The sequence below is a fragment of the Flavobacterium ammoniigenes genome, from assembly GCF_020886055.1.
Taxonomy (GTDB): Bacteria; Bacteroidota; Bacteroidia; order Flavobacteriales; family Flavobacteriaceae; genus Flavobacterium; species Flavobacterium ammoniigenes.
In genome coordinates this window covers 868,846-890,447 of the sequence record NZ_AP025184.1, presented here as the reverse complement: position 1 = coordinate 890,447, position 21,602 = coordinate 868,846, and the positions used below count along the sequence as shown (strand labels likewise).

The following is a 21,602-nucleotide window of genomic DNA, read 5'->3' as shown; positions in this document are numbered from 1 at the left end:
TTTTTATTACATATAACTCAGAATTTCCTTTTTCAAAGCATCATATTCGCCTTGTAAAATCAATCCATTATCGAGTAGTTTTTTATAATTCTGCAACTTTTCAAAAAGTTCATCTGAGGACAATTCATTTAGTGGTTTATCTACATCCATTGTGCTGTATTCCGAAAACGAAGGGGTTTGAGATGGCATAATCTCTGCAAATGAACTAACTTCTTCTGTTTCTATTTCTTCCACTGCCGAGTTAGTAGTAGAACTTAATCCACCTTTTAACACATCGATTTGTTCCTTTGCAAAAGCATACATCTTTCTCGCTTGAACTTTCGGAATATACTCTATTGTCACCGAAATAGCTGTTTTAGTAACGAATGAAAAATCAGAACCCAAAATTCCTTCTTTCACAAAAGTACTTTCAATTTCGTCCCAAGAATAATCCGTAAAGTTCATCGAAAGCCCTAAATTTTTCGGTTGGCAAATAATGATTCGCTTGTTCGTCACTACAATACTATCTGGCAAAACCGTAATAGCTGGTTTTTTTTGCACCGCAATATATCCAATTTCTTCATTTTTCATCAACAAATCATTCAGTTTTGACATGACTTTTTCGATGGCTTTAGGATCTTGTTCTTCGTTTAAAAACTTTTTAAGTTGCTCATTCATAATTGCTTTATTTGGGAATTATTTTAGTGAAAGTAAATATACTACCTAATTTTCTATTGTCAGGATTTCATTTTTTATTTTATTGGGCAAACTAGTAAAAACCAGCTCATACGAATGATCAATTAACTCTTTGACCAAAGCATCTGATACATCTTTATTGATGCTAATTGTGTTCCAATGTTTTTTACTCATATGATATCCTGGCTGGATTCCGTCATATTCAGCCCGCAATTCTTGCGCTCTTTCTGGATCACATTTCAAATTGACCTGCGGACTTCCATTTTCCCATGAACTTAGCGAACTCAATAAAAACATTTTACCGCCTACTTTTAGTACCAGCGTATCTTCGTTAAATGGAAAATGTTCAGTAACTCCTTTTTTAGAAAGACAAAATTCGTAAAAATAGTCCAAGTTCATACTAAAGTGTAATTAATTATTTTATTGGATTGGGTATAAAATGGGCTTGCTCGGACTCGCATCATTTTCAAAAGAAGCGATTTGTAAATTGAGCACATAATTCCCATCAGTAACTTCATTAGGCACAAAAATCATCTCGGTAATGGTGCAATTCAATCTCGCACCTTTATTCAATTGGTTGACATCTGTCACATTCCAAAAGGCTTTGTGTGCGGCTAACTTCCCCCCGTCTTTTTCTTTATCAACACTAGGTAAATCAATCAACAAATGTTGGATTCCGCTTTCGCGAAGAAACAATGCGGCTTCTTCAGACATATAGGGCGGATTGGTATTGGAATACTTGAATGATTTTTTGGCAACCTCATTAGGCAATGTCCGAATTACAATAGCTTCTGATTTCATTTCTGAGTCATGAAAAAGTTTCAATGCCTTTTCAATCTGCTCTTTTGAAATTACTTCGTCCTCACTTACTTTTTCGGGTTGAACGGTAATTAATGTCGCCCCAAAGAAAAACTGCTTCAAACATTGGTTGATGCTATAAAACTCTTTCGTAATATGTCCCAAACACTCAGTATGCGTGCCATGCGCATGCGGGTTAAAAAATAGATTGTTGAAATTGGTAGACGATTGTCCTTCTGAAACTTTACCAATCCAATCTCCCATTACTACCGGTTGAATTTCAGGTGCGTTTTGGTACCAAGCAATCGGATTGTGCTCGTCATTTGTTATTGGAAGCGAAATATCTATGGGTTTTGATAAGTCAATTTCGAAATTTTTGATTGTTGCTTTCATAATTATTTAACCCTACGGTTAGACTATTCCAAATTTAAGTAAAACAAATCAGAAGCGATTCCGTCAGTTAAAAATTTACCCTTCAATGTTGGTTTCAAAATACCATCAGTAATAATAAGCAAACCATCAGCTATGAATTTTTGTGATTGTTGTTCCAAATAATTCAAATAATCTGTGCCAAATTCTTGCTCGATTCGAACTAAAGAAACACCCCAGATTGTTCGTAATCCGGTCATGATGTATTCATTATAGCGATCTTCTGGAGTTAATATTTCAGCTTCATTTGGTAATTCATCCTTCTGAATTGCTTTCAAATACAAAGTATTATTAGCAACATTCCAACTCCTAGAAACGCCATCATAACTGTGAGCCGAAGGGCCAATTCCAATGTATTTTTTGCCTAACCAATAAGCCGAATTATTACGAGAAAAATAATTTTCTTTACCAAAGTTAGACAACTCATAATGCAGCAACCCATTGGCTTCAAGCGTTTCAACCAAAATTATGAAATGCTCTTGAGCTACTTCATCCTTAGGCGAAGCAATTTTGCCTGTTTGAATAAGTTTATCTAAGGCCGTTTTTGGTTCTACCGTCAAGGAATAACTGGAAATGTGTGGTATTCCAAAAGAGAGTGCCGTTTCAATATTTTGTTGCCATCTTTCGTTTGTCATCCCAGGAATTCCATAAATTAAATCCAAAGAAATATTGTCAAAATATCGGGTAGCTAACTCTAGGCATTTTTTGGCTTGCGCCGCATCATGTGCACGATGCATCAACTCTAAATCCTCTTCAAAGAAAGATTGAATCCCAATCGAAAGTCGGTTAATCCCGATTGCAGCAAATGCTTTCAAATTTTCTTCCGATAAATCATCTGGATTGGCTTCTAAAGTAATTTCAGGGTTTTGGGACACCGGATAATTTTGGCGCACTGTATCAATCAATAATCGGACATCCTCTACATTCAATACAGATGGGGTTCCTCCTCCAAAATAAATAGTTTCGATATATGGATATTCAGCATCGAATTGAAATTCGTCTTTACGCAACTGCAATTCTTTGGCTAAAGCCAAAACCATTTCCTCTTTCTTCTTCATCGAAGTCGAAAAATGAAAGTCGCAGTAATGACAGGCTTGTTTACAAAATGGAATGTGAATATAGATTCCTGACATTTTAATTTGTAATTTATCGGATTCGTTCTTCGTTTTGCTTCACAAAAGCATCCCAACCCGAATAGCTTTTCCCAATTTCTACTCGACCCGAATTAAAGAAGTGACAAACAGCAGCAGCTAATCCATCAGTAGAATCTAAGTTTTTCGGCAAAGTTGTAAGCCCTAATAATTGTTGGAGCATTTTAGCAACCTGTTCTTTACTGGCATTTCCATTTCCGGTAATGGCCATTTTAATTTTTTTGGGTTCGTATTCTGTAATAGGGATTCCGCGTGAAAGACCAGCTGCCATAGCCACTCCTTGCGCTCGTCCTAATTTCAACATTGATTGCACATTCTTTCCAAAAAAAGGAGCTTCAATCGCTATTTCGTCTGGATTGTGGGTTTCAATCAACTCAATAGTACGTTCAAAAATGATTTTTAACTTTTGGTAATGATTGTCGTATTTGGATAGTTGTAGTTCGTTCAATTGCAAAAACTCCATTTTTTTATTGACTACTTTAATCAATCCAAAACCCATAATGGTAGTTCCTGGGTCTATTCCTAATATGATGCGTTCGTTTGCCAATGGAGGATTGTTTACAGGTAGCAATTACTCTACTTTTAGAATAACCGGAAGAATAAATTGGGTTTTAACCGGAATACCGCGTTTGATAGCAGGATTTACTTTCGGGAAATCAACCAATCGAGCTTTTAAAATACTGTCAATTTTTATAGTATCATAGGCCACCGAATCTTTAGGAAACTGAGGTTCAAATTGCAGTGTTGCATTTGGAAAGACAGTGACTTTTACTTCTATAGTATCTAATTCTGGATACAAAACCGAAAGCGTATCAACACTTAATTTTTCTTGAATTAACTGAGTTAAAATTTCGAAAAAACATTGTTGGCGCTGGGTCTTATTCTCAATTTTCTCACAATCAACTAGCGAAGGAAACTCATCGACTTCTTTCCAATTGATTTCGTTTAACTCTTTGGCCAACAATTCCTGTTCAGTAGGCACTTGCTTCCCAAAATACTGACAAGAATTAAACAAAAGAAAAAGTAATAAAAGAAAATAATGCTTCAATGTATTGTATTTGATTGGAACTAATTGGGTATAAAAATACAATTATTTTTATTTGAGAAGGGCTATAAAGTTACAAATCTTGATAGAAGAATGAAAATAGAAAAAACAAGTGAAAAAATGTAAGAGAAGATGTTCTTTTAAACAGATAAGAGCTAACTATAACGATTTAGTACCTTTCTAAATCAAAAAAGCTATCCTTAGTTCTGAAAATCAGAATTTCTGGAAAGCTTTTCATCGGTCTAACTACTAAACCCGGTCAGCTTACAAGGCCGACCAAACAACACAACTAGCCTTAGATACCATTTTTGGGCAAAAAAGCACTTCTTTACGAAGTGCTTTTCCCAATTTAGCGGTCTGGACGGGACTCGAACCCGCGACCCCATGCGTGACAGGCATGTATTCTAACCAACTGAACTACCAAACCTCTGCTTAATTGCGGTTGCAAATATACAACAGATTTCTGTTTACGCAAGTGTTTTTATAAAAAAAATTAAATAATTCGTTTTGAAATCAACCAAGGTTTTGTTTTTCAACCAACTAGGCTAAAAGGATTTTTTCAAAATTTTTATTCAGTATAACTACGACATAATGAATTCTTATTTAGCTAGAAGTTCCCATTAGATTTTCAAAATACATTACGTCATATATATTAGATTACTAATAAAGTGTAATACAAAATACACAGAGCTTTATCTGCCTGTTTTACAATTAATAGTTTTCAAACCATCTCTTGAAATGAATACTTTATTTGAAATATCAACTAAAATAAAAAGGATTGACTTTCGCCAATCCTAATTTATATAAATTTTGTAATCTATGAATTACAACAAAGCGTCTAAGCTATCTGCATAGGTTTGTTTTGGAGCTACTCCTACTTGTTTTCCAACTACTTCTCCATTTTTGAAAATCAAAACCGTTGGGATGTTTCTTACTCCGTATTTTGCTGCAAATTCTTGGTTAGCATCAACGTCTACTTTTCCAACAACTACTTTCCCTTCGTATTCATTGCTTAATTCATCAACGATTGGTCCTACCATTCTACATGGTCCACACCATGCTGCCCAAAAATCTACTAAAACTGGTTTGTCTGATTTCAAAACTACTTCATCAAAAGTAGCATCTGTTATTGCTAATGCCATAATATCGTTATTTATTTATTTTGTTTAATTATTGTGATGCAAATTTATAAATTAAAAACCATTCGAACATCACTACGAAATTAGTTTTGGCTATAAAAGTATTGCCTTTTTTTATATGCTAATTAGTTCAACTTAAAGTTAATCTGTCTTTTTTCTAATTCCAACAATAACTCGTTGGATATTTTAACTTTTAATTTTCGACTTGGCATACTCAATTTGGTCACTACATTGATTTCTTCTACTTCAGTAGTGGTACTTATTTTTTGGGTTTCCATCAAAGGAACATCTACATCTTCAATATCCGTTTCTTCTACAAATACCTCCTCATCGGTTTCGGCAATTTCAGAAATCGTTTCGACAATTTTGGTAATTTTCTCTAATTCCATGATTTCGAAAGTTACCGTATTGTCTCCTTTATTGTCTTGAAAAAGCTGGTTCAATTGCTGAATAAAATCTGATTGAATATCATTGATATTCAATAATAACACTAGCTTTTTGGCAAATGACGGCAATACATCCTGTAAATATTGGATCAGCGTAAACTGCAAACGAGGTTCTCCTTTTTTACCGGTTTCTTTATCCGCCCAACCTTCTTTAACCAATACACGCATGTAGGTAAAGTTATTCTGAATCAAAAAGTGACGGAATTTCAAATACTCTTCTCCAAAGATTCTAAACTCGTAACTTTCATCGTATCCTTCTAGAAAAAAAGAAGCCCAACCTTTGCCATTTTTAGCCACCCGATGCTGCACATTATTTATAATTCCTCCAAAAGAAAGTGTCTTCCCTACATAGTGTTCCAAGTGTTTCAACGCCTCTAATTTGGCATTGCAAAAGTATTTCATCTCAAACTTGAAATCATCCAATGGGTGCCCAGAAATATAAATTCCAACCACTTCTTTTTCCTTGGCTAATTTTTCCATAGTGCTCCAATCTTCACAAGGTGGCACCACGGGCTCAGCAATTTGAACATCGCTACTTTCTCCAAACAAACTTACTTGCGATGAATTTTCATTTTCTTGGAACTTCGCTCCGTAACGCATCGCTTTTTCATAAAAGGTAATTCCGTCGCCATCATCATGAAAATATTGAGCTCGGGTTGTCCCTTCAAACGAATCGAATCCTCCGGCTAAAGCCAAATTCTCTAAAGCTTTTTTATTGGCGGCTCGCAAATCAATGCGTTTGGTCAAATCAAAAATCGATTTGTATTTCCCGTCTTTTCGATTCTCTACAATAGTAGCAACAGCTCCTGAACCTACTCCTTTAATCGCTCCCATTCCGAAACGAACCGCATAATCATCATTAACCGTAAATTTATAAAATGACTCGTTCACGTCTGGTCCTAAAACCTGCAATCCCATTCGTTTACATTCTTCCATAAAGAACGAAACTTGTTTGATATCGCTCATATTATTCGAAAGCACCGCCGCCATATATTCGGCTGGATAATTGGCTTTCAAATAGGCGGTTTGATAGGCAATCCAAGCATAACAAGTAGAATGCGATTTGTTAAACGCATATTCGGCAAAGGCTTTCCAGTCGTTCCAAATTTTTTCTAATTTGTCTTTAGCATGTCCTTTGGCCATCGCCTGCTCGATGAATTTTGGTTCCATTTTCGCCAAGACATCGATCATCTTTTTTCCCATTGCTTTACGCAATACATCGGCATCCCCCTTAGAAAAGTCAGCTAATTTTTGGGACAAAAGCATTACCTGCTCTTGGTAAACTGTAATTCCGTAGGTGTCTTTTAATAATTCTTCACAATCGTCCAAATCATAAACAATTGGTTCTTCGCCATTCTTACGCTTAATAAAACTTGGAATGTAGGCAATCGGACCTGGGCGATATAGCGCATTCATAGCGATCAAATCAGGAAAAACCGTAGGCTTTAATTCCTTCATGTATTTCTGCATTCCGGGACTTTCGTATTGGAAAATCCCTACGGTTTCGCCACGTTGAAATAGTTCATAGGTTTTTTGGTCGTCAATAGGAAACTCATCAGGATTCAAGTCAATTCCAGATCGGTATTTCACCAATTTAACCGTGTCTTTGATCAGGGTTAGGGTTTTCAATCCCAAAAAGTCCATTTTTAACAAGCCGGCACTTTCTACCACGGAGTTGTCAAATTGGGTCACGTACAAATCAGAATCTTTAGCTGTAGCTACTGGTACAAAATTGGTAATATCATCGGGCGTAATGATCACACCACAAGCGTGAATTCCTGTATTTCTTAGGTTTCCCTCCAACACTTTGGCTTGCTGAATGGTATCGCCTCCTAAATCATTCCCGCCAGCCAAGGCTATTAATTCTTTAATTTTATCGTATTCTTCTGGACGAACCGTTTTCTTAATTAATGCATCGTCTTCGTTTAGAAAACGAGCCAAATTCCATTTTGACGGCATCATACCCGGAATTAACTTCGCGATTTTATCGGCCTCAAATAAAGGCAAATCCAATACACGCGCCGTATCACGAATAGCCGATTTGGTAGCCATTTTACCATAGGTGATAATTTGAGCTACTTGTTTGGATCCGTATTTTCGAATCACATAATCCATAACGCTACTTCTACCTTCGTCATCAAAATCAATATCAATATCGGGTAATGACACACGATCTGGATTCAAGAAACGCTCAAAAAGCAGGTTGTATTTCAGCGGATCTATATTGGTAATTTTCAAACAATAGGCCACCACCGAACCTGCAGCAGACCCCCTTCCTGGTCCCACAGAAACTCCCATGTTACGAGCCTCAGCGATAAAATCTTGAACAATCAAAAAGTACCCTGGATAACCTGAATTTTCAATGGTCATCAACTCAAAATCCAAGCGTTCTTGAATTTCGGGAGTAATTTCGGGATAACGTTTTTTTGCCCCTTCAAAAGTCAGGTAACGCAAATACTTATTTTCACCTCGTTTGCCTCCATCTATCTCATCTTCGGGAACCAAAAACTCGGCAGGAATTTCAAACTTAGGCAATAAAACATCGCGAGCTAAATCGTAAATTTCAATTTTATCGACAATTTCGGCAATATTAGAAATGGCTTCTGGCAAATCGTTGAAGAGTTGTTTCATCTCGTCTCCCGACTTGAAATAATATTCTTGATTAGGCAAACCATATCGGTAACCTCTACCTCGACCTATTGGTGTAGTTTGCTTTTCGCCATCGCGCACACACAATAAAATATCGTGAGCATTGGCGTTTTCTTTGTCAATATAAAAAGTATTATTAGTCGCAACGAGCTTTACTTCATGTTTTCTTGCCAAAGTTACTAAAGCCGAATTAACACGATTTTCATCTTCCTGATTGTGACGCATCAACTCGATATAAAAATCATTTTGGAATTCGTTTTTCCACCAAAGCAAGGCTTCTTCAGCCTGGTTTTCTCCCAAATTCAGAACTTTATTTGGAATTTCTCCATATAGATTTCCAGACAAAACGATAATATCTTCTTTGTATTCTTGAATGACTTTTTTATCAATTCTGGGCACATAATAAAACCCTTCGGTATAGGCAATCGATGACATTTTTGCCAAATTGTGATAGCCTTTTTTAGTCTTCGCCAATAATACAATTTGGTATCCATTGTCTTTTCGAGACTTATCTTTATGATTGTCGCACACAAAAAACTCACAACCTACAATCGGTTTCATAGGAACTTCAGTAGGTTCTTCTCCATTCTCGATTGCCGTCTTGTTCTTGGCTGCAGCCGATTTATTATGGGCCAAAATATCCCGAACAAAATGAAAGGCGCCCATCAAATTAGCATGATCAGTCATTGCAACGGCAGGCATTTTTTGTTGCGCAGCTGCTTTTACCAATGCAGCAATACTAATTGTAGATTGTAAAACGGAGAATTGGGTGTGGTTATGAAGATGAACAAAATCAGTATCAACTAATGCTTTTTTATTTTCAGAAAGCGTTGCTTTTGAAACCGTCTCAGTCTGTTTCTCACCGAACTGTTGGCGAATTCGATCTGAAGCTTCTTTTAAATTGATGTGTTTTAGACCAATAAATTCAATCGTTCTTGGGTTTCTATTTTTAAAATCTTCAAAATAAGAAGCCGGAACATCCAATTCTTCTTTTGTAAAAACATCACGGCGAATTAATTCTAAAAAACAACGGGTTGTTGCCTCCACATCGGCAGTCGCGTTATGGGCTTCGGCAAAAGGTTGGTTAAAAAGATAGCTGTGTAATTCGGTTAAAGTTGGTAATTTAAACCTTCCACCACGTCCGCCAGGCAATTGCAAAAGTGAAGCTGTTACTTCGGTACAGGTGTCTAAAACGGGCATCGAAGCCATTGGCGATTCTACTCCTAATCGGTGGAATTCGCAGCCCATAATATTGACGTCAAACCCTAAATTTTGACCGACAATAAATTGGGCTTTCGCCAAAGCGATGTTGAATTTTTCTAACACTTCGGCCAAAGAAATTCCTTCAGCCTCGGCTAACTCAGTTGAAATACCGTGAATTCGTTCCGCATCATAAGGAATGTTGAATCCCTCTGGTTTTACCAAATAATCTTGATGCTCGATGAGTTTTCCCATATCATCGTGCAACTGCCAAGCAATTTGAATACAGCGTGGCCAATTGTTGGTATCGGTTATGGGTGCGTCCCAACGCTTTGGTAAACCTGTGGTTTCGGTATCGAATATTAAGTACATAAAGCTTCAGCCCAGCCCGCCGCTTATCGTCGGGAACAAAAATCGGATTGATTTGAGTTGTTTATTTAACTGGTTGCAAACATTTTATTAATAGAAAAACTCAAAAAAAATGAGTTTCAAATTTAGTTTTTTTTAGGCTAAAAAAATCGGGAAGTTATTAACAAAAAAATGGAATTCAATTTTTTTGGATGTCGTAAAATGAACTCAAAAAAAAGCAACAATTCTGACTGTTTTATTTTTCAAAATCGAAGCTCAAAAACACATAAAAATGATTCAAAACAGAAAATTAAATTCTGCCGAATTTTCCAAATTATGACTATTTTATGCTCAAATGTTACATTTTTATGCTTAAAAACCATCAAATTAGGACAAAACAAGCCTAAATTTGCAATTTCTAAAATTAGAACAAAACACAATAAAAAGAAGTTTTAAATAAACTCAAACGACATAGGTAAAGGTAAAATAATTCAAAACAGAATTCTTTAAAATACTAATCGTATTGATTAAGCCATTTTGGGTATCGTATATAGTGCGTATTGTATCAAAGCGACTTTAATTCTTTTTTTATTTTTGCATCAATTCTTACAATTGGGTTCTAAAACCCGATAGTGAAAACACAGAAATACATTTAAAAAAATAGTTACAATGAGTAAAACATTATTTGACAAAGTATGGGATTCGCACGTAGTGCGCAAAATTGAGGATGGACCAGACGTGTTTTTTATTGACCGTCATTTCATTCATGAAGTTACGAGTCCTGTTGCTTTTTTAGGTTTAAAAACAAGAGGAATCTCGGTTTTATATCCAGAGCGTACTTTTGCTACTGCCGATCACAACACACCAACTATAAATCAACACTTACCGGTGGCAGATCCATTATCTGCTAATCAATTGAAAGCCTTAGAGGACAATGCCAATGAATATGGTATTTCTCACTGGGGATTAGGTCACCAAAAAAATGGAATCGTACACGTTGTAGGTCCTGAAAACGGAATCACCTTACCTGGTGCTACTATCGTTTGTGGCGATTCACATACGTCTACTCACGGTGCTTTTGGCGCTATTGCTTTTGGTATCGGAACATCTGAAGTAGAAATGGTATTGTCTACTCAATGTATTATGCAGCCAAAACCAAAGAAAATGCGCATCAACGTGAATGGTCAATTAAACAAAGGCGTAGGTCCAAAAGACGTAGCACTTTATATTATTGCCCAATTAACTACTTCTGGAGGTACTGGATATTTTGTAGAATATGCTGGTGATGTTTTTGAAAACATGACAATGGAAGGTCGTATGACTGTGTGTAACTTAAGTATCGAAATGGGTGCTCGAGGCGGAATGATTGCTCCAGACCAAACTACTTTTGATTTCTTAGAAGGAAGATTGCACGCGCCAAAAGGCGAAGCTTGGGATAAAGCGGTAGCCTATTGGAAAACTTTAAAAACAGATGCGGATGCGGTTTTTGATGCTGAACTAAACATCAAGGCTTCGGACATTGAACCTATGATTACCTATGGTACTAACCCAGGAATGGGAATTGGTATCTCTAAAAATATTCCAAATGCCAACCAAGTAGAAGGTGGCGAGGAAACCTATAAAAAATCATTAGCCTATATGGGCTTCGAAGAAAATGATGTGATGATTGGCAAACCAATCGACTACGTTTTCTTAGGGAGTTGTACTAATGGACGTATTGAAGATTTTAGAGCCTTTACAGAAATTGTAAAAGGAAGAAAAAAAGCAGACAATGTTACCGCTTGGTTAGTTCCAGGTTCTCATGTTGTGGAAGCACAAATTAAAGAAGAAGGATTATTAGACATTCTTACCGAAGCAGGATTTGTATTGCGTCAGCCAGGTTGTTCGGCTTGTTTAGCCATGAATGATGATAAAGTCCCTGCTGGAAAATATGCGGTAAGTACATCTAATAGAAACTTTGAAGGTCGTCAAGGTCCAGGTTCAAGAACTTTATTGGCTAGTCCAATAATGGCTGCTGCCGCTGCAGTTACAGGAAAATTGACTGATCCTAGAGATTTGTTTTAAGAATAAAAGAGGTTATAATTAAGTTGTGAATTGAGATTTTCATTTTAAAAAAGAATACTCAATTACTAATAAAAAAATAAAAATCAAATGGCATACGATAAATTCAATATTCTAAGAAGTAGTGCGGTGCCACTACCTATAGAAAACGTAGATACCGATCAAATTATTCCAGCGCGTTTCTTGAAAGCAACCAAACGTGAAGGTTTTGGTGATAATCTTTTCAGAGATTGGAGATACAATGGAGACGATACTCCAAAAGCTGATTTCGTTTTAAACAATCCAACATACAGTGGAAAAATCTTAGTAGGCGGAAAGAACTTTGGTTCAGGTTCATCTAGAGAACACGCTGCTTGGGCGGTTTACGATTACGGATTCAGAGCGGTAGTTTCGAGTTTCTTCGCTGATATTTTCAAAGGAAATTGTTTGAACATTGGCGTGCTTCCGGTTCAGGTAAGTCCAGAATTTGCTGATACTATTTTCAGCGCCATTGAGGCAGATCCAAACACCGAATTGGAAATCAATTTGCCTGCCCAAACGATTACCTTATTGGCCACTGGCCAAAGCGAATCTTTTGCTATCAATGGATACAAAAAGAACAATATGATCAACGGTTTTGATGATATTGATTATTTACAAAGTATGAAGGAAGAAATTGTTGGTTTTGCCAATCAACTGCCTTACTAAAACCAAACAATACAAATGCAGTTACCAATTGTCAAATTTACAGTTTGACTGGGTAACTGCTTTTACCGTTTTATACAAATAAACTCTTTTGATTTCAAAATAACGAAATCAAAATGCCTTTAGAATCAAATTGATAATGGGAAAAAGAAAAATTGAAATAATGGACACGACACTTCGCGATGGTGAACAAACATCGGGAGTATCCTTTTCTGCTGCAGAAAAATTAACCATTGCGCAATTGTTGCTTGAAGAATTACATATTGATCGTATCGAAATTGCTTCAGCTCGTGTGAGTGAAGGAGAATTTCAAGGTGTTAAAGGCATTATGGAGTGGGCCACGGCCAAAGGATATACAGATAAAATTGAAGTGCTTTCTTTTGTTGACGGTGGCGTTTCAATCGAATGGATGAAAAAAGCAGGTGCCAAAGTTCAAAATTTATTGACCAAAGGTTCGCTCAATCATTTGACCCATCAATTAAAGAAAACACCCGAACAACATTTTACTGAAATTGCACAAGCCATAGCTTTGGCAAAAGCTAATAACATTGAAACTAACGTCTATTTAGAAGATTGGAGCAACGGAATGCGCAATTCTCCAGAATATGTGTTTCACTATTTGGATTTTTTGACACAACAACCGGTCAAAAGAATCTTATTGCCCGATACTTTGGGAGTGTTAATTCCGTCAGAGACATTTGAATTCATTTCTAAAATTACTGCCAAATATCCCAATACTCATTTTGATTTTCATGCGCACAACGATTACGATTTAAGTGTTGCCAATGCTATTGAAGCGGTAAAAGCAGGTATTCACGGCTTGCACGTTACGGTTAACGGAATGGGTGAGCGCGCTGGAAATGCACCTTTAGAAAGTACCGTAGCCGTAATCAATGATTTCATTCCTGAAGTAAGTATCAATGTAAAAGAGTCTTCACTGTACTCGGTAAGTAAATTAGTCGAAACGTTTACAGGATATAGAATTCCAGCCAACAAACCCATTGTAGGTGACAATGTGTTTACCCAAACTGCAGGAATTCATGCTGATGGAGACAACAAAAACAACTTATATTTTAATGATTTACTTCCAGAACGTTTTGGAAGAAAACGAAAATATGCTTTAGGGAAAACGTCTGGCAAAGCCAATATCGAAAAAAACCTTCAAGAATTAGGACTACAACTGAATCAAGAAGATTTAAAATTGGTTACCCAACGCATTATCGAATTGGGTGACAAAAAAGAAACGGTGACCAAAGAAGATTTACCGTACATCATCTCAGATGTTTTGGACAGCCAAACTTATGAGGAACGCATTATTGTAGAATCCTATGTGTTAGTTCACGCCAAAGGAATGCGCCCTTCGACTACACTTTGTCTGAAAATTGACGGTGAGACAATTGAAGAAAATGCACAAGGCGACGGTCAGTTTGATGCTTTTATGAATGCGTTAGCCAAAATTTACAAAAGCAAAAAAATGAGTTTGCCAAAATTAATCGATTACGCTGTGCGAATCCCTCCAGGAAGTAGTTCGGATGCGCTGTGCGAAACTATTATTACTTGGACCAACAACGGTAAAGAATTCAAAACCCGCGGATTGGATTCCGATCAAACAGTAGCGGCAATAGTTGCCACTCAAAAAATGCTGAATGTAGTAAGTATCTAAAATAGATAGAACGAAATATAATATATAACACGAAAAATAATACCTAATGAAATTCAATATTGCACTTTTAGCCGGAGACGGAATAGGACCAGAAGTAATTAATGAAGCTGTAAAAGTTTCGGATGCTATTGCAAAAAAATTCAATCACGAAATCAACTGGACACCCGCTTTAACTGGAGCTTGTGCTATCGATGCGGTAGGAGTTCCTTACCCTGATGAAACGCACGACATCTGTATGAAAGCTGATGCGGTTTTATTTGGTGCCATTGGTCACCCAAAATACGATAACGATCCTTCAGCAAAAGTACGTCCGGAACAAGGATTATTGTTGATGCGTAAAAAATTAGGTTTGTTTGCCAATGTACGTCCCACTTTTACATTCCCTTCTTTAATTGACAATTCTCCTTTAAAAAGAGAGCGCATTGAAGGAACTGATTTGGTTTTCTTACGAGAATTAACAGGCGGAATTTACTTTGGTGAAAAAGGCAGAAAAGACAACGGCGATACTGCTTTTGACAACTGTGTATACACTAGAGCCGAAGTACAACGTTTGGCTAAAAAAGGGTTTGAGTTAGCCATGACACGTTCTAAAAAATTATGTTGTGTGGACAAAGCTAACGTATTGGAAACGTCTCGTTTGTGGAGAGAAACCGTTCAAGCTATGGAAAAAGACTATCCTGAAGTGGAAGTGTCTTATGAATTTGTAGATGCTGTGGCGATGCGATTGGTTCAATGGCCTAATTCCTATGATGTCTTAATTACTGAAAATTTATTTGGTGACATTTTAACCGATGAAGCTTCTGTGATTTCTGGTTCGATGGGATTGATGCCATCGGCTTCTGTAGGAGAACACACTTCATTGTACGAACCTATTCACGGATCGTATCCACAAGCTACCGGATTGAATATTGCAAATCCATTGGCTACAATTTTATCAGCAGCGATGATGTTTGAAGATGCTTTTGGCTTAAAAGCGGAAGCGGAAGCGATCAGAAGCGTAGTCAACAAATCATTAGAAGAAGGAATTGTGACTGAAGATCTAGCTCCAAAAGGATCCAAAGCGTACAAAACAAGCGAAGTAGGCGATTGGTTAGTGGCTAATTTGTAATTTACAAACTGATTAAAAATAAAAAAGGTGTCAATTTTCATTGACACCTTTTTTTATATAAAGAAAAAATATTAATATCCTCCTCTACCTCCACGGTCTCCACCGCCACGGTTATTTCCGTAACCTCCGCGTGAATCTCCACCACGGTTGTTGTTAAAACTTCTTCTTTCGCCTTCTGGTTTCGGCTCAGATTTGTTTACTACGATTGAACGTCCTTGAACAGTTGCACCATTCAATTCGTCAATTGCTTTTTGAGCTTCCTCGTCGCTTGGCATTTCAACAAAACCAAAACCTTTACTTCTACCAGTGAATTTATCAGTAATAATTTTTACTGAATCTACTGCTCCGTAAGCCTCGAAAGACTCTCTTAAATCTGCTTCCTCAATACTGAATGGAAGACTTCCCACAAAAATGTTCATATAAACTTGTTTAATTAAGGGACAAATGTAGTCTTAATATATCCTAATCTACTATGATTGCACTTATTTATGATGAATTTAATGATAATACTCCTTAAGGTCAATGAATTAGGCATAAAAACAGTAAAATAATTTTCAATTATTAAATTACAATTCGAATTAGCATTTTTAAATAAAAAATGTATCTTTGCACCCTTAATTAACCGAGGTCGAGTACCTCAAAATTTAATCATAAGATTATGTCAGTAAAAATTAGATTACAAAGACACGGTAAAAAACAAAAACCGTTTTACTGGGTAGTAGCAGCTGATGCTCGCTCAAAAAGAGATGGTAAATACTTAGAGAAAATCGGTACTTACAATCCAAACACTAACCCTGCAACTATCGAATTAAATTTAGATAGCGCTGTAAAATGGTTGCACAATGGTGCACAACCAACAGATACTGCAAAAGCAATTCTTTCTTACAAAGGTGCTTTATTGAAACACCACCTTGATGGAGGTATTCGTAAAGGAGCTTTAACTCAAGAACAAGCTGATGCTAAATTAGCTGCTTGGTTAGAAGCAAAAGCTGGTAAAGTAGATGCTAAAAAAGACGGTTTATCAAAAGCGCAAGCCGATGCTAAAGCTAAAGCTTTGAAAGCAGAAAAAGAAGTAAATGCAAAACGTTTAGCTGCAGCGGCTCAAGCTGAAGCTGATGCTATTGCTGCTGCAACTCCTGCTGTTGAAGAAGAAGTTGTTGCTGAAGAAGAAGTAGCTGTTGAAGCTGCATCTGAAGAAGTAGTAGAAGAAACTCCTACTGAAGAAGTAGCTGTTGAGGCTGTTGCTGAAGAAGTTGTTGAAGCTCCTGCTGAAGAGGCTCCTGCTGCTGAAGAAAATAACGAAACAACTGAAGCATAAATTCTCTAAGCGACAATGCGTAAAGAAGATTGTTTCTATTTAGGTAAAATCGCTAAAAAATTTAGTTTCAAGGGTGAAGTCTTAGCTTATTTAGACACAGACGAACCCGAGTTATACGAAAATCTGGAATCAGTGTTTGTTGAATGCAACAAACACTTGGTTCCTTTTTTTATTGAAACCGCTTCCCTCCATAAAAACGACTTTCTTAGAATTCGTTTTGAAGATGTATCTACAGAAGAAGAAGCCGAGGCTATACTGGGGAATGACCTTTACCTTCCTTTAAGTATGCTACCGAAATTAAGTGGTAATAAATTTTATTTTCACGAAGTAATTGGATTTGAAGTCGAAGACCAACGCCTTGGCGTGGTCGGTACCATTCAATCCATCAACGATTCCACCGCACAACCTCTTTTTGAAGTGCTTCATGGCGGAGTTGAAATTCTAATTCCAATGATTGACCATTTCTTGGTAACCATTGATCGCGACAACAAAAAAGTTGTGATGAATTTGCCAGAAGGCTTGATTGAAATGTACCTGTAAGCCTTTTAGATTCGCTGCGCTTTTCGATTAATAGAAACGTCTGCGTCTTTAGAAAGAATCCAAAAAGTCTAATAGTCTAAATAATCTAAGTTGTCTAAATTCCAATTCAAACAATTTTCTGTTCAGCAAGATCAATGCGCAATGAAAGTTGGCACCGATGGTGTACTATTGGGTGCTTGGGCTCCTATCATACAACAACCTTATAGTATTCTAGATATTGGTACCGGAACAGGTATTATCGCTTTAATGTTGGCACAACGTTCCAATGCTGCACAAATAGACGCGTTGGAAATTGACGAAAAAACATACGAACAAGCGACAAACAATTTTGAAAACTCTCCATGGAACGATCGCTTATTTTGTTTTCATGCTGGCTTAGATGAATTTATGGAAGAACCCGAAGACGAATACGATCTAATTGTTTCCAATCCGCCGTTCTATGCCGAAGATTACAAAACTAATGACGACCAACGCGATTTGGCCCGTTTTCAAGACGCACTTCCCTTTGAAGATTTGATTGAAGCCGCTGATTTGTTATTGTCTGAAAACGGAATTTTTGCAGTAATCATTCCTTTTAAAGAAGAAGAACGATTTTTGACCATAGCCAATGAATTTGAATTGTATCCAATGCAAATTACCCGTGTAAAAGGCACCCCTTCTTCTGAAATAAAGCGTAGCCTTTTGGCTTTAAGCCGAATTCAGATTGAAAATTATCCTATTTACGAGTTGATTATCGAAATCGGTCGTCATGATTATACCTCTGAATACATAGCTTTGACAAAAGAATTTTACTTGAAAATGTAAAATCCAGATAACACAACATCTTCGTTTTATTTTGTTCTATTTCTTTGTGTACATTTGTTAGTACTAAATACACAAAGATGAAACCTGACCTTTTTCAAGCTCCTGATTATTACAACCTTGACGATTTATTAACCGAAGAACACAAATTAGTTCGTGAATCGGCAAGAGCCTGGGTAAAACGGGAAGTTTCACCTATAATTGAAGATTTTGCTCAGCGTGCCGAATTTCCCAAACAACTCATCAAAGGGCTTGGAGAGATTGGTGGTTTTGGCCCCTACATTCCAGAAGAATACGGAGGAGCAGGTCTAGATCAAATTTCGTATGGGTTGTTAATGCAAGAAATAGAACGCGGAGATTCAGGGATCCGTTCCACTTCGTCTGTACAATCGTCTTTGGTAATGTACCCGATTTGGAAATACGGAAACGAAGAACAACGAAAAAAATACCTGCCCAAACTCGCTACTGGAGAATTAATGGGCTGTTTTGGATTAACCGAACCCGATCATGGATCCAATCCTGGAGGAATGACCACTCATTTCAAAGACAACGGAGATCATTATATTTTGAATGGTGCCAAAATGTGGATTTCAAATGCGCCTTTTGCTGATATTGCTATTGTCTGGGCTAAAAACGAAGAAGGTCGTATTCACGGATTAATTGTGGAACGTGGCATGGACGGTTTTACTACTCCTGAGACTCATAATAAATGGTCGCTTCGTGCATCTGCTACAGGGGAATTGATTTTTGACAATGTCAAAGTTCCTAAAGAAAATCTTTTACCTAACCATTCTGGATTAAGTGCTCCGCTAGGCTGTTTGGATTCGGCTCGATATGGAATTGCTTGGGGAGCGATTGGTGCTGCAATGGATTGCTACGACACTGCTTTGCGTTATGCAAAAGAGCGAATTCAATTTGACAAACCCATTGCCGGCACTCAATTACAACAAAAAAAATTAGCCGAAATGATTACCGAAATAACCAAAGCGCAATTGTTAACCTGGAGATTAGGCGTTTTGAAAAATGAAGGTAGAGCAACAACGGCTCAAATTTCTATGGCCAAAAGAAACAATGTGGATATGGCCATTCATATTGCGCGTGAAGCAAGACAAATGCTAGGCGGAATGGGAATAACGGGTGACTATTCCATTATGCGTCATATGATGAACTTGGAGTCGGTGATAACTTATGAAGGAACCCATGATATCCATTTATTAATTACTGGAATGGATGTCACTGGAATTGCAGCATTTAAGTAAAGCAAACAGTTATTAAAGTATTCATAAAATCGATGATGAAATAAGTAGAAAACCTATTAGCTTTTCTATTTTTACAAAAAATTTGAAAAAATGACTATCGATACAATCAACAATAGTATTCAAACTCAAAAAGAGGCCTTATTACAACACCCTTTATACAATAAAGTTCAAACCATTGAAGACTTACACCGTTTTTTAGAAAGTCATGTCTATGCGGTTTGGGATTTTATGTCTTTATTGAAAGCATTGCAGTCTAAATTAACTTGCACCACTACGCCTTGGTTTCCAACAGCCAATACACAAACGCGTTATTTAATTAATGAAATTGTTGTAGCTGAAGAAAGCGATTTGACTTTAGACGGCCGTCGCCAAAGTCATTTTGAAATGTACCTTGAGGCTATGCAAGATTGTGGCGCTAATACCAATGAAATTGAAGCTTTTTTAGCCAATTTAAGTTCGCTTAACAATATTTTTGTTGCCATTAAAACCAGTGATTTACATCCGAATATCAAAGCCTTTTTAGATTTTACTTTTAGAGTAATTGAAGAAGGAAAAGCACACGAAATTGCAGCCGCATTTACCTTTGGAAGAGAAGATTTGATTCCGAGTATGTTTACCGCCATTTTGAAAAATTTTCAAGCCAATTTCCCTGAAACCGACTTGAAAAAACTAATCTACTATTTCGAACGACATATTGAATTAGATGCCGATGAACACGGTCCAATGGCTATGGGAATGATTACCGAATTATGTGGAAACGACACCAAAAAATGGAGTGAAGTAGAGCAAATTTCAATAGCCGCATTGGAAAAACGCATTGGCCTTTGGGATGCAATTGAAGAACAACTGAGTTTGACAATGGAAATTGCCTAAACAAGTAATGGCCAACTTTTCAATACATATAAAGACTGCACTACACCTATTCGTTTTGATGGTTGTAGTGTTTTTTTTTAACCAATGTTCTAGCGAAAACACAAATTTTGTTTCCATAGCCGAAATTAAACCAGTAGTTGCTCCTCAACCTCTGCCTCAACCTGTAAGTAAGAAAGTTTCTTACATTGCCCTCGGAGATAGTTATACCATTGGACAAAGTGTTTGTGTTACCTGTCGTTTTCCCGAACAATTAAAGAAAAAACTTGAATCCACTATCCCTAATTTATCGGTAGATTTAAAAATCATTGCACAAACAGGATGGACGACTTCTAATTTAATCCAAGCAATTAAAGAACAGCAACCAACACCTGATTATAAATTGGTGACTTTACTTATTGGAGTGAATAATCAATTCCAAAATAAGGAATTCAGTATTTATGGAAGTGAGTTCCCGCAATTAGTTCAAACAGCAATCACATTAGCCAAAGGGGATAAAAACAATGTTATTGTTGTTTCTATTCCTGATTATGCATATTCTTCATTTGGCCAACAATTTGGAAATCCCTCCAAAACTTCAACAGAAATTGATCGTTATAATGCATTTGCCAAAAATTATTGTGAAACCAATGGCGTTACTTTCATAAACATCACCGACATCACTAGACTAGGATTAACAGAACCCGATTTAGTGGCTACCGATGGACTTCATCCATCAGAAAAGGCTTATTCTTTATTTGTAGATAGAATAGCTCCCAAAGCAAGTGAAGTGGTTCAAAAATAAAAGCCCCATCAAATGACAGGGCGTTTATTTAATTTTCTGGAGCCAATTCCAACTCCAATCCTTCTAATTCTTCGGTGATTGGGATTTGACAACCCAAACGGCTATTGGATTTTACATAAAATGCTTCCGACAGCATCGCCTCTTCATCATCGCCTTTTTCTGGCAAAGGCACATCGTTTAATACATAACATTGACAAGAAGCACACATGGCCATTCCACCACAAGTCCCTTCCACCGGAAGCTCATAGGCTTTACATAATTCCATGATATTCATTGCCATATCGGTGGGCGCCTGTAATTCATGTACGACTCCTTCTCTATCTTTGATCTTTATTAAAACGTCCATTTTGTATTTATTCTCTTGTTTAGTTGTGTGTGTATTTAGTAAAGTTAATTAAAGCACGTTTACTACGGTTTCTATTTGCGGAACGTATTTTTTGATTGTAGTTTCAACTCCTGCCTTTAAAGTCATTTGGTTGACACTACAACTTGTACATGCGCCTTCCAAACGAACTTTGACATGCTTATCGTCTTCAATTTCGACTAATGAAATATCGCCACCATCCGAATTCAAAAACGGTCTAATTTCTTCTAAGGCTTTTAGCACATTAGCCAATACTTCTTCTGTTGTCAT

Annotated in this window: 21 protein-coding genes and 1 tRNA gene; 10 read left to right on the top strand and 12 right to left on the bottom strand. The window is 36.9% G+C overall.

Features of this window, described 5'->3' with window-relative positions:
- Positions 1-6: 6 nt before the first annotated feature.
- From LPC21_RS03995 to dnaE, 9 genes are all read right to left on the bottom strand, one after another.
- Positions 7-657, bottom strand: coding sequence for a PH domain-containing protein (locus LPC21_RS03995; RefSeq protein ID WP_229318215.1), 651 nt, complete (start codon positions 655-657; stop codon positions 7-9).
- A 45-nt stretch (positions 658-702) separates the two neighbouring features.
- The gene (locus LPC21_RS03990) at positions 703-1,074 is read right to left on the bottom strand and encodes an MmcQ/YjbR family DNA-binding protein (protein ID WP_229318214.1); all 372 of its coding nucleotides are present in this window, start codon (positions 1,072-1,074) and stop codon (positions 703-705) included.
- A gap of 21 nt (positions 1,075-1,095) precedes the next feature.
- A complete protein-coding gene (locus LPC21_RS03985; RefSeq protein ID WP_229318213.1) occupies positions 1,096-1,866 on the bottom strand; it encodes a cyclase family protein in 771 nt (256 codons plus the stop codon).
- Between the two features lie 23 nt (positions 1,867-1,889).
- Entirely contained in the window at positions 1,890-3,035 is a 1,146-nt protein-coding gene (gene hemW, locus LPC21_RS03980) for a radical SAM family heme chaperone HemW (protein WP_229318212.1), read from the bottom strand.
- A gap of 13 nt (positions 3,036-3,048) precedes the next feature.
- The gene (gene ruvC / locus LPC21_RS03975; protein WP_229318549.1) at positions 3,049-3,600 is read right to left on the bottom strand and encodes a crossover junction endodeoxyribonuclease RuvC; all 552 of its coding nucleotides are present in this window, start codon (positions 3,598-3,600) and stop codon (positions 3,049-3,051) included.
- Between the two features lie 24 nt (positions 3,601-3,624).
- Entirely contained in the window at positions 3,625-4,101 is a 477-nt protein-coding gene (locus LPC21_RS03970; RefSeq protein ID WP_229318211.1) for a hypothetical protein, read from the bottom strand.
- 350 nt (positions 4,102-4,451) lie between these two features.
- Positions 4,452-4,525: transfer RNA gene (locus LPC21_RS03965), tRNA-Asp, on the bottom strand.
- Between the two features lie 397 nt (positions 4,526-4,922).
- Complete coding sequence (gene trxA, locus LPC21_RS03960; RefSeq protein WP_229318210.1) at positions 4,923-5,240, bottom strand: thioredoxin; 318 nt, start codon at positions 5,238-5,240, stop codon at positions 4,923-4,925.
- A 122-nt stretch (positions 5,241-5,362) separates the two neighbouring features.
- Positions 5,363-9,904 (bottom strand): DNA polymerase III subunit alpha, encoded by a 4,542-nt coding sequence (dnaE, locus tag LPC21_RS03955; protein WP_229318209.1) that lies wholly within the window; start codon positions 9,902-9,904, stop codon positions 5,363-5,365.
- Between the two features lie 645 nt (positions 9,905-10,549).
- On the opposite strand from dnaE, the gene leuC reads away from it, so the two are divergent.
- The 4 genes from leuC to leuB all read left to right on the top strand — a co-directional run bounded on the left by leuC (position 10,550) and on the right by leuB (position 15,396).
- Positions 10,550-11,944 (top strand): 3-isopropylmalate dehydratase large subunit, encoded by a 1,395-nt coding sequence (gene leuC, locus LPC21_RS03950; protein ID WP_229318208.1) that lies wholly within the window; start codon positions 10,550-10,552, stop codon positions 11,942-11,944.
- Positions 11,945-12,031: 87 nt separating this feature from the next.
- Positions 12,032-12,628 (top strand): 3-isopropylmalate dehydratase small subunit, encoded by a 597-nt coding sequence (gene leuD, locus LPC21_RS03945; protein ID WP_229318207.1) that lies wholly within the window; start codon positions 12,032-12,034, stop codon positions 12,626-12,628.
- Between the two features lie 136 nt (positions 12,629-12,764).
- Positions 12,765-14,288, top strand: a complete 1,524-nt coding sequence (locus LPC21_RS03940; protein ID WP_229318206.1) for an alpha-isopropylmalate synthase regulatory domain-containing protein — start codon at positions 12,765-12,767, stop codon at positions 14,286-14,288.
- A 46-nt stretch (positions 14,289-14,334) separates the two neighbouring features.
- Positions 14,335-15,396 carry a 3-isopropylmalate dehydrogenase gene (leuB, locus tag LPC21_RS03935; RefSeq protein WP_229318205.1) on the top strand — a complete coding sequence of 354 codons (1,062 nt, stop codon included), beginning with the start codon at positions 14,335-14,337 and terminating at the stop codon, positions 15,394-15,396.
- 71 nt (positions 15,397-15,467) lie between these two features.
- Here leuB and LPC21_RS03930 read toward each other — a convergent pair whose 3' ends face one another.
- Positions 15,468-15,815 (bottom strand): RNA recognition motif domain-containing protein, encoded by a 348-nt coding sequence (locus LPC21_RS03930; RefSeq protein ID WP_229318204.1) that lies wholly within the window; start codon positions 15,813-15,815, stop codon positions 15,468-15,470.
- Between the two features lie 239 nt (positions 15,816-16,054).
- On the opposite strand from LPC21_RS03930, the gene LPC21_RS03925 reads away from it, so the two are divergent.
- The 6 genes from LPC21_RS03925 (at position 16,055) to LPC21_RS03900 (ending at position 20,968) form a co-directional block, all read left to right on the top strand.
- Complete coding sequence (locus tag LPC21_RS03925) at positions 16,055-16,714, top strand: 30S ribosomal protein S16 (RefSeq protein WP_229318203.1); 660 nt, start codon at positions 16,055-16,057, stop codon at positions 16,712-16,714.
- 15 nt (positions 16,715-16,729) lie between these two features.
- Complete coding sequence (gene rimM / locus LPC21_RS03920; RefSeq protein WP_229318202.1) at positions 16,730-17,254, top strand: ribosome maturation factor RimM; 525 nt, start codon at positions 16,730-16,732, stop codon at positions 17,252-17,254.
- A gap of 141 nt (positions 17,255-17,395) precedes the next feature.
- Positions 17,396-18,058 carry a tRNA1(Val) (adenine(37)-N6)-methyltransferase gene (locus tag LPC21_RS03915; RefSeq protein WP_229318548.1) on the top strand — a complete coding sequence of 221 codons (663 nt, stop codon included), beginning with the start codon at positions 17,396-17,398 and terminating at the stop codon, positions 18,056-18,058.
- A gap of 77 nt (positions 18,059-18,135) precedes the next feature.
- The gene (locus LPC21_RS03910; protein WP_229318201.1) at positions 18,136-19,314 is read left to right on the top strand and encodes an acyl-CoA dehydrogenase family protein; all 1,179 of its coding nucleotides are present in this window, start codon (positions 18,136-18,138) and stop codon (positions 19,312-19,314) included.
- A gap of 90 nt (positions 19,315-19,404) precedes the next feature.
- On the top strand, positions 19,405-20,187 hold the full coding sequence (locus LPC21_RS03905) for a DUF3050 domain-containing protein (protein WP_229318200.1): 783 nt from the start codon (positions 19,405-19,407) through the stop codon (positions 20,185-20,187).
- A 58-nt stretch (positions 20,188-20,245) separates the two neighbouring features.
- Positions 20,246-20,968 (top strand): SGNH/GDSL hydrolase family protein, encoded by a 723-nt coding sequence (locus LPC21_RS03900; RefSeq protein WP_229318199.1) that lies wholly within the window; start codon positions 20,246-20,248, stop codon positions 20,966-20,968.
- Between the two features lie 28 nt (positions 20,969-20,996).
- Here LPC21_RS03900 and LPC21_RS03895 read toward each other — a convergent pair whose 3' ends face one another.
- Together LPC21_RS03895 and LPC21_RS03890 are read right to left on the bottom strand one after the other, a co-directional pair.
- A complete protein-coding gene (locus LPC21_RS03895; protein WP_229318198.1) occupies positions 20,997-21,314 on the bottom strand; it encodes a 2Fe-2S iron-sulfur cluster-binding protein in 318 nt (105 codons plus the stop codon).
- A gap of 48 nt (positions 21,315-21,362) precedes the next feature.
- The gene (locus tag LPC21_RS03890) at positions 21,363-21,602 is read right to left on the bottom strand and encodes a NifU family protein (RefSeq protein WP_229318197.1); all 240 of its coding nucleotides are present in this window, start codon (positions 21,600-21,602) and stop codon (positions 21,363-21,365) included.